15 protein-coding genes and 1 pseudogene are annotated in these 13,932 nt (G+C 32.5%); 14 read left to right on the top strand and 2 right to left on the bottom strand.

The genetic code is table 11. The annotated features are described in order from the left end of the window. Positions 1 to 37: 37 nt before the first annotated feature. A pseudogene (locus E4O01_RS12930) lies at positions 38 to 1,849 on the bottom strand (ABC transporter ATP-binding protein). A gap of 126 nt (positions 1,850 to 1,975) precedes the next feature. Here E4O01_RS12930 and E4O01_RS12925 point away from each other — a divergent pair. Together E4O01_RS12925 and E4O01_RS12920 are read left to right on the top strand one after the other, a co-directional pair. Further along, a complete protein-coding gene (locus E4O01_RS12925) occupies positions 1,976 to 2,989 on the top strand; it encodes a virulence RhuM family protein (RefSeq protein WP_253692584.1) in 1,014 nt (337 codons plus the stop codon). A gap of 180 nt (positions 2,990 to 3,169) precedes the next feature. Continuing rightward, positions 3,170 to 4,303: a Fic family protein gene (locus E4O01_RS12920; RefSeq protein WP_253692583.1), complete on the top strand. Its 1,134-nt coding sequence runs from the start codon at positions 3,170 to 3,172 to the stop codon at positions 4,301 to 4,303. Here the strand turns inward: E4O01_RS12920 and E4O01_RS12915 are convergent. Beyond that, positions 4,296 to 4,826: an O-acetyl-ADP-ribose deacetylase gene (locus E4O01_RS12915; RefSeq protein WP_253692582.1), complete on the bottom strand. Its 531-nt coding sequence runs from the start codon at positions 4,824 to 4,826 to the stop codon at positions 4,296 to 4,298. The genes E4O01_RS12920 and E4O01_RS12915 overlap by 8 nt on opposite strands. A gap of 280 nt (positions 4,827 to 5,106) precedes the next feature. Between E4O01_RS12915 and dnaN the strand changes: the two genes are divergently transcribed. From dnaN to E4O01_RS12855, 12 genes are all read left to right on the top strand, one after another. Next, positions 5,107 to 6,210: a DNA polymerase III subunit beta gene (gene dnaN / locus E4O01_RS12910; protein WP_253692581.1), complete on the top strand. Its 1,104-nt coding sequence runs from the start codon at positions 5,107 to 5,109 to the stop codon at positions 6,208 to 6,210. Between the two features lie 8 nt (positions 6,211 to 6,218). Further along, entirely contained in the window at positions 6,219 to 7,301 is a 1,083-nt protein-coding gene (locus E4O01_RS12905) for a DNA replication/repair protein RecF (protein ID WP_253692580.1), read from the top strand. A 115-nt stretch (positions 7,302 to 7,416) separates the two neighbouring features. Beyond that, entirely contained in the window at positions 7,417 to 8,088 is a 672-nt protein-coding gene (locus tag E4O01_RS12900) for a hypothetical protein (protein WP_253692579.1), read from the top strand. Beyond that, positions 8,085 to 9,569, top strand: a complete 1,485-nt coding sequence (locus tag E4O01_RS12895; protein ID WP_253692578.1) for a GH-E family nuclease — start codon at positions 8,085 to 8,087, stop codon at positions 9,567 to 9,569. The genes E4O01_RS12900 and E4O01_RS12895 overlap by 4 nt, the downstream gene beginning before the upstream one ends. Next, positions 9,545 to 9,916, top strand: a complete 372-nt coding sequence (locus E4O01_RS12890; RefSeq protein WP_253692577.1) for an ankyrin repeat domain-containing protein — start codon at positions 9,545 to 9,547, stop codon at positions 9,914 to 9,916. Before E4O01_RS12895 ends, E4O01_RS12890 begins: the two co-directional genes overlap by 25 nt. A 50-nt stretch (positions 9,917 to 9,966) precedes the next feature. Next, positions 9,967 to 10,608: a hypothetical protein gene (locus E4O01_RS12885; protein ID WP_253692576.1), complete on the top strand. Its 642-nt coding sequence runs from the start codon at positions 9,967 to 9,969 to the stop codon at positions 10,606 to 10,608. A 20-nt stretch (positions 10,609 to 10,628) separates the two neighbouring features. Then, the gene (locus E4O01_RS12880; protein WP_253692575.1) at positions 10,629 to 10,811 is read left to right on the top strand and encodes a hypothetical protein; all 183 of its coding nucleotides are present in this window, start codon (positions 10,629 to 10,631) and stop codon (positions 10,809 to 10,811) included. A gap of 224 nt (positions 10,812 to 11,035) precedes the next feature. Further along, positions 11,036 to 11,305 carry a type II toxin-antitoxin system RelB/DinJ family antitoxin gene (locus tag E4O01_RS12875; RefSeq protein ID WP_016524781.1) on the top strand — a complete coding sequence of 90 codons (270 nt, stop codon included), beginning with the start codon at positions 11,036 to 11,038 and terminating at the stop codon, positions 11,303 to 11,305. After that, positions 11,302 to 11,712 (top strand): PIN domain-containing protein, encoded by a 411-nt coding sequence (locus E4O01_RS12870; protein WP_253692574.1) that lies wholly within the window; start codon positions 11,302 to 11,304, stop codon positions 11,710 to 11,712. The genes E4O01_RS12875 and E4O01_RS12870 overlap by 4 nt, the downstream gene beginning before the upstream one ends. A gap of 394 nt (positions 11,713 to 12,106) precedes the next feature. After that, positions 12,107 to 12,361: a type II toxin-antitoxin system TacA family antitoxin gene (locus E4O01_RS12865; protein ID WP_253686168.1), complete on the top strand. Its 255-nt coding sequence runs from the start codon at positions 12,107 to 12,109 to the stop codon at positions 12,359 to 12,361. A 102-nt stretch (positions 12,362 to 12,463) separates the two neighbouring features. After that, entirely contained in the window at positions 12,464 to 13,237 is a 774-nt protein-coding gene (locus E4O01_RS12860) for a Fic family protein (protein ID WP_253692573.1), read from the top strand. Beyond that, on the top strand, positions 13,228 to 13,896 hold the full coding sequence (locus E4O01_RS12855) for a hypothetical protein (protein WP_253692572.1): 669 nt from the start codon (positions 13,228 to 13,230) through the stop codon (positions 13,894 to 13,896). Before E4O01_RS12860 ends, E4O01_RS12855 begins: the two co-directional genes overlap by 10 nt. Positions 13,897 to 13,932: the final 36 nt, after the last annotated feature.

Here is a 13,932-nt window from a genome sequence, read left to right as displayed (position 1 = left end):
ACTTAAACAAAAAAGCCCTCGCTTCCGAGGGCTTTTTTCATTTATACCGAACACTTTGCTTTTTGAACATTTCGGCGTAGCGGCCGTTTTTGTTTATAAGTTCGGTATGAGTGCCGGTTTCGGCGATGGATCCGTCTTCAATTACTATTATTCTGTCGACACTGCGGCAAAGGGCCAGTCTATGCGTAACAACTATTGCCGTTTTCCCTCTCATAAGCTCAATCATAGCTTCAAGAACCTCGTGCTCGGAGTCGGGATCAAGGGCTGAGGTAGGTTCATCCAAAAGAATTATTTCCCTGCCTGCCCAAGCACAGCGCATTAGGGCAAGTCTCTACCATTGTCCGCCCGACAAATCAAGCCCGCCTTCAAACTGTCGTGTAAGCAAGGTCTTAGGTTCTAACATGGAATTTGCTATCGGAAAGCACTTACAAAGCTCTTCAAATTTAAAGACATCTATCTTAAAATCTTCTCTTTCAGGCCCAAAAGAATCCGGCTCATTGTTAAAGTGCTCGGCAATTTCGGAAATTGCTGCATTTTCTTCAAAAGTCATAGGAAAACGGGCAAAGTCTTGATAAACGGCTGCAAAAGACCTTCTTAATTTATTAACCTCAATATCTTTTGAATTTTTCCCATTAAAAAAATAAGCTCCTTCAAAATCGGGATACATTCCACCTATGATTTTAATCAGGGTAGATTTACCGGAACCGTTTGCCCCGACAAGGGTTATTTTTTCTCCTTTTTTTATTTCAAGGTTTATATCTTTAAGAGCCTTTTTTTCACATTTAGGATAAGAAAATGAAAGAGATTTTAAAACTATGGCATTTTGTTCTGCTTGAGAAGCCTTCATTTCCTCATCGTAAGGACGGCTTTTGTCTATTATACTTTCATCGTAGTTTATAACATCAAAATAAGGCTTTAGCCTGTTAAAATCGCTTTTAAGATCGACACCGAATAAAAGCACGGTAAAAGCATTTTGTCTTAGCTGAATAACCGCTGTAACCGCAAAAACGAAGGATCCGGTCGTTAAGGCGTTTCGGCTTACAAGCATATATAAGTATGCAATTACAGTACAATCCACAAGCCCCTCAAAAATATGGGCTAAAAGGGTCATTCCCATGCTCTTATTTCTAAGATGAGAAGTTTCCTTTAAAAGCTTATATCTATTCTTCTTCCATCTTTTTAGAATAAAGGAAGCGGCATTCCAAAGGCGTATTTCTTTTGCAAAGGCAGAATCCAAAAGAATGTGCTCATGAACGGCCGCCTCCTTGTAGGACTCTCCGTTTTGAATTTCCAAGGCCCATAGCCTTTCTTCAAGGTTCCATTTTATAATTAAGCTCGGTAAAAAACCCGCAATCAGAACAAGGGGCACCCACCAAGCTGTCGTAATTCCAATCCATAAAAAAGGGAGAGAGCCAAGCACTCCCGAAAAAAGCATGGCAAGCGAATTAAAAAAGCTGTTAAATTTTGGAATGAGCTGATCGGCAAGTCTTAACTTATTTAAAAAGTCGGGATTTTCAAAGATGTCGATGTACGCATATTTTGAAACCTTTTCCAGAAGCCTTTCTTTCATCTCCAAAAAGATTTTTCCCTCCATGTAGGTAGAATAGGTCCAGCGGACAGCTTCGAAACTATCGTTTGTAACTAAAAAAGCCCCTATAAAGATTATGTATAAGATGACATTTTGAACTTGAGAAAGATTTGAAAGAGCATCGATTGTCTTTGAAAGAGCCCAAAAACTCACAAAGGGCGCCAAGGCCGACACAAGAGCCAAAAAGAACAAGACCGCGAGCAGCCTAAAAGGCAGTATCGAAAAAAATTTGTTTTTAAAATTTAAAGGCTTTGAAGTCATTTGATTTTACCTAAGTCGAGTACATTATAAATAAAGAAATATTATTGTCAATACTTGGAAATCTCTTAAATTTATTGTAAGATTAACGAAGATCTGCCATAAACAAAATCGTAAAGGAGCTCGAAGATGAATAAAGAGATAATCATTTATACTACAGAAGACGGAAAGGCAAAGATAAATCTGCAAAAAGAGCATGGTACTGTATGGCTGAGTCAAGCGGAGATTGCGGAGCTGTTTCAAACCACAAAACAAAATATCAGTAAACATATCAAAGCAATTTTCCAAGATAGAGAACTGGATGAACAAGTGGTTGTCAACTATAAGTTGACAACCACTCATCATGGAGCGATGCCTGATAAACTACAAACAAAAAAAGTGGCAATATATTCCCTCGATATGATTTTAGCGATAGGCTATCGGGTAAGGTCGATTCGGGGTGTACAATTCAGAAACTACGCAACAACGATTTTAAAAGAATACATCGTTAAAGGCTTTGCCATGGACGATGACAGACTAAAAAACCTCGGCGGCGGCAATTATTTCAAAGAGCTTTTAGACAGAATCAGGGATATCCGTTCAAGCGAAAAGGTCTTTTACCGACAGGTCTTGGATTTATTTGCCACCAGCCTGGACTATAATGCAAATACCGAAGAGGCCAAATTATTCTTTGTAACCGTACAAAACAAGATGCATTATGCAATACACAATCACACGGCAGCCGAATTAATTTACGGCCGCGTAGATAGCGAAAAAGAGTTTATGGGGCTTACGGTTTTTAAAGGAGAGCTTCCCACTTTAAAGGAAGCAAAAACGGCAAAAAACTATTTGACGGAAAAAGAGCTTAAAGGCTTAAACAATTTGGTATCAGGATATCTGGATTTTGCCGAAAGACAAGCAGAAAAAGAAATTCCTATGACAATGAAAGATTGGATAGCCCATGTAGATAAAATACTTGAAGCTGCAGGGGAGAATCTTTTAACTGACAGCGGAACAATCTCTAGACCGCAGATGGAAAATAAAGTAGAAACAGAGTATAAAAAATACTCGATGAAAACCCTAAGTCAAGCCGAAAAAGATTATTTAAATGAATTAAAATGGCTTGAAAACCTTGCCCAAAAAGGCGAAACGGAAAAACATTAAAAAAATTTCTTAAAAACACAATAAAAAATAGTAAACATACTTGATAGTTTTACAACTTACCTACAAAAATCATCATTAAAGTAAATTATAAATCTTCATAATTTACTTTAATGACTTAAAGTAAATTATAACTTGTTATTTTAGTAAATTTATGTTAAAATGAGCCTATTAGGAGAAAAAATGGATATAAAAGACTTTAAATCCGGCTGCTTAAAACAAGGATATAAATATCAATATTTTATGCCTGAAAAAATAAATCATGATTTTTCATGGGAAGATCCCTCCATCAACACTCTTTTAGAAAAAGCTTCTTTTCATTTAGGTGCATTAAATTCTTTTTCATCTTTGGTTCCGGATGCAGATATGTTTATCATAATGCATATTTTTAAAGAAGCTGTTATATCGAACCGTATTGAAGGAACTCGCACAAATATTGAAGAAGCTTTAAATGAACAAAATAATTTGGACCCTGAAAAAAGAGATGATTGGCAGGAAGTTCATAATTATGTAAAAGCCATGAATAATGCAATACAGGAGCTTGAAAAATTACCGCTTTCAAATCGATTGATTAAAAATACACATAAAATATTACTTTCAACAGGAAGAGGAGAACATAAAAGCCCGGGAGAATTCCGAATTTCTCAAAATTGGATAGGCGGAACAACTCTTTCAGATGCAGTTTTTATTCCTCCTTCACATGAAGAACTTCCGGATCTTTTGTCGGATTTTGAGCTTTTTTTAAACAACAACAATATCAACATTCCTCACTTAATACGCATTGCAATAGCTCATTACCAGTTTGAAACTATACATCCTTTTTTAGACGGAAACGGCAGAATCGGAAGACTTTTAATAAGTCTTTATTTGGTACACAGTAAGGTTCTACAAAAACCTCTTTTGTATCTTTCCGATTTTTTTGAAAAAAATAAGACCCTTTATTATGATAACCTCACTTTTGTCCGTACAAAAAATAATCTCTCTCAATGGATAAAGTATTTTTTAGAAGGAGTAAGTCAAACTGCCGAAAATTCGGCCCAAACATTAAAGAAAATAATTGACTTAAAAACCGATTTGGAAAAAAACAAATTAGTTTCTCTTGGAAAACGCACTAAAACCGCAAACGAATTTTTATATCTCCTTTTTCATAGTCCCGTCATAACGAGTGCTTCTCTACAAAAAGAAATGAAAATTACCGCCAAGACAGCCAATAGCTTGATAAATGCTTTTATTGAACTAAATGTACTAAAAGAGCGGACCGGTTATTCACGAAATAGAATATTTGTTTTTGATGAATATGTTAAACTTTTTATGTAGAATAGCTTTTTTCTATCAATCTTCTATAAATCTCCTCGTTTTCCTTTCCAAAGCAAACGATAAAAACCTTCATATCCTTATGCTCTTTTAAAAAGGCTGAAATCTCTTTTAAGGCTATTTTTGCAGCTTCTTCTTTAGGATAACCGTAAACTCCTGTACTTATACAGGGAAAGGCTATGGACTTACAGCCGTATTCAAGAGCCAAATTTAAGCATGATCTATAAGAACCGGCTAAAAGTTCAGCTTCTCCGCTATTTCCGCCTTCATAGACAGGACCCGGCGTATGAATTACATATTTTGAAGGAAGTTTATAAGCCTTTGTTATCTTAGCTTCCCCTGTCTTACAGCCTTTTAATTTTCTACATTCTTCCAATAATTCAGGGCCTGCAGCGGCATGAATAGCCCCGTCAACCCCGCTTCCGCCTAAAAGAGTGGTATTTGCAGCGTTTACAATGGCATCAAACCTTAATTTTGTAATATCGGCATTAATTATTTCCATAGATGAAGTACTTGTATTTTCCATAAATTAGATTATAACACAAAAAATCAAAATAAAACACTCCATTTTGATTGTATAACCCCTGTATTTTTTTTAGAATATATGTTAATATATATCCAAGTTTTGTGGATAATTCTTTTACCGCTGTATAACCAGTAATAAAATGTTTATAATTTTACGGACTTATAAATATTATAACTCTATATTCAATATAGAATTAAGCAGCTTATCAACAAATTCACAAGACTTACTACTATAACTACTAATATTATAATATAGATATTATAAAACAAGGAGAAAAAATATGAAAATAAGTTTTGACAGAGATACCCTTTTAAAAGAAATCTCTATCGCTCAGGAAATTATAGCTACAAAAACAGCCCTAACAATCCTTTCAAACGTATTGTTATCGGTTAAAGACGGAAGCCTTACAATAAAAGCAACCGATATAAAGGTAAGCTTTGAAACAAAGATACCCGTAAATATCATTGAAGAAGGCTCAACAACTGTTTTTTGCGATAAATTCGCCGGTATTCTTTCATCCTTGCCCTCAGGTGAAGTAGAAATAGAGCAAAAAGACCAAAAACTCACGATAAAATCTGTAGTAAAAAAAGCAAAATTCCAGCTTAAAACAATACCGGAAAACGACTTCCCTGCCTTTACAGAACCTACAAATGTAAACTTCTTTAACATTCCTACAAAAGAATTTAAAGAAATGATACATCAAACTATTTTCTCTGTTTCCGATGATGAAACTCGCTATTTTATGAACGGTGTCTATATCGAAAATAAAGAAGATTCTTTATACTTTGTTGCAACCGACGGAAGACGCCTTGCTCATATTAAGAAAAATTTCGGAATCCCTATCCCCGAATTTAAAGGAGTTATTGTTCCTCCTAAAATTTTAAACATCATCAATAAAAGAGCATCCGATGAAGGAAATATAGAAGTAGGAATAGGAGAAAAAAACATATTCTTTAATTTTAACTCTTATAAATTCTCTTCCGTTTTGATTGACGGTCAATTCCCGAACTACGAGAGGGTAATCCCTGAAAATCAAAACCTTTCATTTGAAGTTTCAAGAACCGAATTTATCGAAGCCTTAAAGCGTGTTTCTCTTTTGGTAGAATTAAAAACAAGAAGAATCTTTTTAAATATTCTTCCGGGTTCTCTTATAATTTCTTCTCAGGAAAACGAAATAGGAAGCGCACGCGAAGAAATTCCCTGTAAATATGACGGCCAAGAGGTTATGCTTGCCTTAAACTATGTTTATATCGAAGACCCATTGAAAACCATCAGTTCGGACAGAATAAAGGTAGAATTTACAGAAGCCATGAAGGCTATTACATTGAAGCCCGAACCGGAAGAAGACTTTTTCCATATAATAATGCCGATGCAGACGGAGTAAGGTTCTAAGTGCCCTTTCTTTCCGCCTCTTTCTATAATTTTAGAAATCTGGAAAATGCCACAGTAGATATTTCTTCCCCCGAAGTTTTTTTGGTAGGAAAAAACGGACAGGGGAAGACTAATTTTTTGGAAGCCCTTTATGTTTCTTCCTATGGAACTTCTTTTAGAACCCGATCTTTAGCTCAAATATGTACAAGGGATGAAAAGGAATTCAGCGTAAGGGCTCTTTATAAAGAAAACGATCAAATAAGCCATACAATTTCGATAATAATTCAAGATAAAAAAAAAGACATTCAAAAGAATTTTAAAAAGATCAAAAATTCAAAGGAATTGATAAGTACTGTTCCTTGTATTCTTTTTCACGGAGACGATATAGAATTTGCTGTCGGAACTCCTTCCCGAAAGAGGTTTTTTATAGATCAATCGGTTTCGCTTTGTAATTCCGACTTTATAGAAACCTTAGTAAGATATTCAAAGGCCTTAAAATCAAGAAATGTAATATTGGAGCAGAAAAAGGCTTCTCTTTTAGATTCTATAGACGAAATTTTTACTTCCCTTGCTCTTTTAATCACAAATGAAAGAAAGAATATCGTATATGAGTATTCAAAGCATTTTTCTTCAATTTACGAGGAGATAAGCGGTGTTTCCGGTGTAGAAATGGTTTACCGTCCCTCGGTCAAGGTAGAAACTGAAGAAGATTTGCTTATTTTGCTTGCGGAAAAACGCCAAAACGATTTGATTGATAGGACAAGTTCTACAGGCCCCCACCGTGACCGCATTCATTTTATAAAGGATAAAAAACCCTTTACCGAAAGAGCCTCAAACGGCCAAAGGCGGCTTATCTCCCTTGTTTTAAGAATGATTCAAGCTAAAATCTATTCCGAAAAAACCGGCCGAAAACCTATTTTTTTGATGGACGATATTCTTCTAGAACTCGACCCCGAAAAACGCCAAAAATTCATGGAACTCCTCCCCCCCTACGAACAACTCTTTTGTACCTTCCTCCCCGGCGAACCCTACAAAAACTACCAAAAAGAAACCACCAAAATATTTTTCGTTGAAGATGGGAGGTTTAGTGTGGAGAGGGAGTAGAATTTGTATTTTATAAAAAATATTTGAATTTTGAACTATTAACTTGTAAAATTTGATTTATTGATGTATAATATCAATAAATTTAATTAAGATTAAAGTAAGTATTGGAGAAAATATGAAGAAATATTTTATTTTTATAATTTTTATAATTTGCCTAGCTTTTTCAACTTTTGCAGAATCACGTAGAATAACAGTTAAACAATCTATAAGATATTCTGATGGTCAATATGTAGAACTTTTGTCACCTCAAATAAGTAAATCAAAAGCTGTAAAAACAAACAAAGGAAATGTTATTTTAAAGTACGATTTTTTTGTTGAAAAATCCTCAACTTATTCTGATATAGTGTGCTTAGTTATTTTTCCTAACAACACACCAGTTTATCCAACAGGTCTTGATGGTGCATATAAAATGGAAACTAAAGTAGAAGATTCTTTTTTCCAATCTAAGGATATTACTATTTTAGAAAAAAATGACATAGCTAATATAATAAAAGTCGATGATGATTTTAATGCTATTCCAATAATTATACCAGCTAAGAAAGGAAATAAAGCAATATTAGAATTTCAATTAAATGTTTTAAATTACAATTATGATACTATTAATATTGCTATATTTTTTGGTACTTTTGTCACAAAGCAATCTGAAAATAGCTTTTTTCATAAAATTAAACCATTTATACGAGGTTTTTTTGTTGTTCCACATGTCATGGATATTTTTTCTGGTGAATTTCAAGAAAATCCTTTTGAAGATTCAATTAGATATTATACATTATTAGTTAAAGAATGAAATTTAGATTTATTTGTCTAGTTTTTTTGTGTTTATCTGTTTTATCATATACTGAATCTTTTATTGATGAAGATAGTGATTTTTTTTCATCTGAAAGTAATATAATAAATTCTGATAATTCTTTTATTAATACTGAAAACAAATTAATTTCAGATGAGAGTAATTTTTTGAACAAAAAAAGTTCATTTTTAAATTCCTCTTCAAATTTGATAAATGAAGATAATATATCAATAGGTACATATAATATAGTTGTAAAAAAAAATAATATTGATCCATATGAAAATATTGAAGATTCAATTATTCAAAATTCAATGGTTGATTCTTATATGAGTGAGTATGGAAAATTTTTAGAAATAGTTACTAGTATCGATCCTAAAAATAGAGAAAAATTTTTTCAATACTTTTCTGATTGGCAGTGGTCAGGACAAAATGAGAATTTTTTTAAATATAGCAAAAATCGTGCTGAAAGAGAAAAACAAATAGAATTTTGTTATGATGGTGCAGTAAAAAAATTCGGCATTGGAACATCTATAGTTGCTACTGTTTGGATTGTTTCATGGGTAGTACCTGGTGGTCAAGTTGTTTCAACTGCTATGTTGGTAATAGCAAAATCCACAACAATAGCTGCTTTGAGTGGAGGTACTATTGGAGGAATAACATCTGCAAGTATTGCATATATCCAAGGAAATAGAAACGATGAGTTAATGTATGTAACAATAAATGGAGCTGCAGATGGTTATTTAATAGGTGCAATTACAGGATTTGCTCAAGGTACATTTACATCCATAAAAAATTTTTCTGGAGCAATTGCTATTGAAAAAAATATTTATACAAAAGTAGGTACAAAAGCAAGTTTTGTTTTTGATAAAAATGGAAAAGCTATCGGAAAAACCATCCGTTTTGCTGGACTTGATAATGCTGATGATATATATTACATAGCGAAAAATTCTACTTCTGTTATTGACAAATATGGAAATGAAGTTGCTAAAATTGCAAAATATAAAGATAATTTTGTTTTATATAATCAAAATGGAAGAATAGTAGGATATCTAGGAAAGGATGGCCAATTAGTTTCATACTGTGATCCATCAAGTGCCGCAATAATAAAGGGGCAACATCGTGCACAACCAGGTTATAAAACAATAGAAGAAGTAAAAAATCTTGCTATTATGAATGGTCAATATAATCCAAAAACAGGGAATTTTCTTGATGCAGTTGATGGTTCTGAAATTATAGGTACACCTGAAATGGGACATATAAATGGACATGAATATACAAATGAACTTCAAAGAGCATTTGCAAATGGAAAAACTGAGGAGTTTTTTAGAGAAAAAATGAAAGAAGTGTCGATTTATCAGCTTGAAAGTGTGAGTGGAAATAGAGGACATTCACGTGAAGCTATAAATATTACGATAGATAGTTTTAAAGGAGTAGAAAAAGATATTGGAGAAGAATTATGGATAAAATTATTAACGCAATAATTGAAGATGATTTTGAATGGTTTGCTGAATTAATCAATCAGAAAGGTGCTGATGTTATCGATAAAAACGGATTTACGCCATTGATGTATTGTATCCAAAATGAAAAAAAAGAGATGATAGATTTTCTTTTAGATAAAGATATTGACATTAATAAAGTTAATAATATTGGAAATACAGCTCTTTTTTATGCTGTTTTCAAATCTAAAAATAAAACAGATATTGTTGAGAAACTATTAAAAAAAGGGGCAGATATAAATATTTCTAACAATACAGGTATTTCTCCTTTATCACTGGCAAATTCTATGGCAAACGAAAAAGTGAAAGATTTTATGAATAATTGGAGATAAAGGTAGGTTAGATATTAAAAATAAATTAAATATTATATTAGCAGGATATTATGAAATTTATTACTTTTTTACCGTATTCAGAAATTGATTGGGCTGCAACAGGATCAATGATAGGTGCTATTGGTACAATGGTTCTTACAGCCTATATAGCTTATAAGCAATATAAGTTAGAAAAAAGACAAACAGATAAAGAATATAAAATTATTTTATTTGAAAAAAGATATGAAATTTATTATTTATTTTCTAAATATTACGGCCTTACCGAGAAAGTATTGATATTTCATGAGAAAAATAGTGATGTTGATTTTTATAGTCAATTAAGATATTTTATATTGAATGAACCACTTAATATTCAAAATAAAATATTGGATATTAATGACATTAATATTAATGAATTATCTAGAAATATTAAAATAAACCAAAGAAAAAATGCATTAAATATGGAATTTTTCGAACGAAATAAATATAAATTGGATATGGCTGAATTTTGTTTTGATGAAGATATTTCAGAAATAATAAAAGAATTTTCATTATTACTTTTTGAAGATATACAAGAAAAATCTAAAGGTGATATAGAATATTATATTGAACATAAATATAAACATAAGATGAAAAAGATTGTTAAACGTATAAAAGATTTGGATATTATAAATAAAATGAAAAGCTATTTAAATTTAAATATATCGGATTAGATTAAAAAAGGAGAATAGTTATGGATTATGTTTTTGTAAAAGATACGGAAGGATTTGTCGTTAAAAAGTTAAGATCACAGGTAGAATTTGATGAAAAGATAATTTCTGAGGCGGAATATAAAGAATTGTCAGGTGATAATTATTATGAATTTCATTTTGGGCATGGAGGCAAAAGGCCGGAGCCGGTAGAAAACAAAAACTAGGCTCGCCCTTAAAATTTCAGATTAGGGTAACGGAAGAAGAAAAAGAATTTATCAGCTATGCATGTGAACATAAGTTTGATTATAAAAAAGTTATGGAACAAAATCGTATTGCAGGGCAGTGAAAAAAATCTTTATAACTTACTATAAATTGACAAACAGGTTATTTAAATATATAATATTAATACAAATGTATGTATAGTAAATACTTAAAAAAGGAGGCAATAATGATAAATACAGCACTTGTTCAAGTCAGAGTTGATGAAGCTCTAAAAGATGAAGTTACTAATATCTATAATCATTACGGACTGGATTTACCTACAGCTATCAGGATTTTTATGAAAAAAACGGTTGCAGTTAATGGTCTTCCTTTCGACCTTAGAGATGACTCAAATAAAAAAAATATCTGGCAATATTTTGGAAGCGGCAAAGATATCGAAATGAATATATCCGCTGAACCTGATTTTTCTGCTGATACAAAGCTGGAGGCAATGTGAAGTATTTTTTAGATTCAAACATTGTAATATATTTTATAAAGGGAAAATTTCGCAAGATTGGAGAAAAACTGGAAGAACATGAAAGAGATATAGTCATTCCGTCTGTTGTGCTTGCCGAGCTTGAATATGGAGCAAGAAATTCCAGTGATTATGAAAAAACAATTTCAGTTTATAAACCGTTTTTGGATTTATATCCGACAGCAGTTTTTGATAAAAAATCATCTGTAGAATACGGAAAATTAAGAAAAATTTTATCTTCAAATGGTGTGATAATCGGTCCCAATGATATGATGATTGCAGCGACAGTTTTAGCAAACAACGGAACACTGGTAACACACAATGTCGGGGAGTTTTCAAGAGTCGAAGGTTTATTAATTGAGGATTGGGCTATAGAAGATTTGGTATAACTATCAAAATTTAATCAATTTGTATCTTAAAGACTGCACAAAAAAGAAAAAGAAGTTGGATATACAATTTTAGTAAAGACCGAAAATATTAACTTCATAAATCAGGGCAACCGCACCGGAATGTTTCTGAAGCGGTTGCCTTCCTTACTGTGCAAAATTTTGAACAAAATTTCGCATATTTTTCAAAAAAGGGCAAATGCATCATGAGGGTAAATAAAATAGCAAAAAAATAGGCTGTGAATACCCCTCTTGCAGCCGCACAGCGGCGAAGGGCGGGTTGAACAGCCTATGTTTTTTGCGAAGATAAAACTATGATGCGTTTGCCCTGATTTTATATCATATTGTGTGTACAAATTACAGGTATTATGATATATTTAATATGGAGGTAACGAAAATGGCAATTACATTAAAAAATGTTAGAATTGATTTGAGAGCCAGCAGCCACCAAAAATCTATACTTGAGAGAGCTTCTGAGCTTAAGCATATTTCTCTATCTTCATATATTCTTTCGACTGCATTAAAACAAGCACAGAGAGATTTAACAGAAAATGAAACTCTTATACTTTCTAATCGGGATCGAGATTTAATGATTGCTGCTTTAGATAATCCGCCGGAACCCAATGAGGCTTTGAAAAGATTATTTCAATGATTAGTGATTATAGATTAGTTTCAATTTTCATGGTGATTGATACAATCAGAAAAGCAATCCTCCCCGTCTTTTCTTAAATAATTTTTCAGGTTATAATAGGCTATGGACTTAAAATCGGAACTGCTTGAAATCGACAAACTCAAGGCAGAATTGGATTTATTACGGCCTCTTTCGGTTAAACAGCTTGAAAACCTTAAAAGACTGTTTGATGTCGATTTTACCTATAACTCTACAGCGATAGAAGGAAATACATACAATCTTCAAGAAACGCGTATTGTGCTCTTGGACGGTATAACTATCGGAGGCAAATCCGCTCGGGAACACTTAGAAATCGTTAATCATAAAGAAGCCATAGATTATATAGAAAAACTTTCAAAGAAGAACTTAAGCGATTTTACCCGCAATGATATTTTAAATATTCATCATCTCATACTAAAAGGCATCGACACCGAAAATGCCGGCATTTTTAGAAAAGTTCCCGTTTATGTTAGATTGAAGAACGGCGCAATTCATAAATTCTGTGATCCGCTTAAAATTCTTGATGAAATGGATAACTATTTTAATTGGCTTTTTTCCAAAAAAGAAGAACATCCTGTACTTATCGCTGCCGAAGCACATACAAAATTGGTTAGTATTCATCCTTTTATCGATGGAAACGGCAGAACAGCCCGCTTAATTATGAACCTCATCCTCATCCGGTACGGTTTTCCGCCTGCAGTCATAAAGGTCAGCCTGCGAAACGAATATTTAAATGCAATCGAAAATTGGCAGCAAAACAATAATGAGATTCCTTTTAAAAAACTCCTCATTGCTTCTTTAAAAGAAAGTCTTGAAATATATTTAGACACATTAAAAAATAATATAATATGGAAATAACCTTTTCAGACCTAAAAACAAAAATCGATGCTCTATTAAAACAAACATCCGAGGAAAAAATAATTCCTATATTGCAAGATATAATGCACACTCTTTTATCCGGGTATGTATTTAAAATAAAAGGAAATAAGGGTGTTGTAACAATTGATCCTATCGAACTCGAAGCCTATTTTTTTAAAGACTCTTGCTTTGAGGATGATTGTGTTCATCGCAACGAAAAACAAAAGAACAATTTCGGAAGGCTATATGTGCATAAAACTAAAAACAATCACTTAAAGGGCGGAACAAGGAAGGGTATGGATCTTTGTCTTTCTGATAGTGAAAACTACAGCCTTGCCTTTTTAATAAGAAGTGCCTATTTAGACATCCGAGAAAATAACGTAGAAGAAAGGCTAAGGATTTGCGGTCCTTGTTTGTTGACAGATGAGGTTTTTCAAAAGCTCAAGTTTGATTATAAAAAAGAATATGATAAACTTGAATCTCAAGAAGTGCTTATAAAAGAAGAAAAACCGGAGACCGAATTTTACCTAAGTTCAAGAATAAATGTGAATTCAAATAAGAAAGATGAATTTTTAAGAATGGTGCGTATTGAAGATAATTATTTTACAGGTTTAAAAGAAATTAAAAAATTAAAGGTATTTGACAAACACAAAAAATAGGGTGTATTATGTGTAACGAGGTATGATAAATACTTT

The sequence above is a fragment of the Treponema sp. OMZ 790 genome, from assembly GCF_024181285.1.
Classification (GTDB): domain Bacteria; phylum Spirochaetota; class Spirochaetia; order Treponematales; family Treponemataceae; genus Treponema_B.
This window is presented reverse-complemented; position numbering and strand designations above follow the sequence as displayed.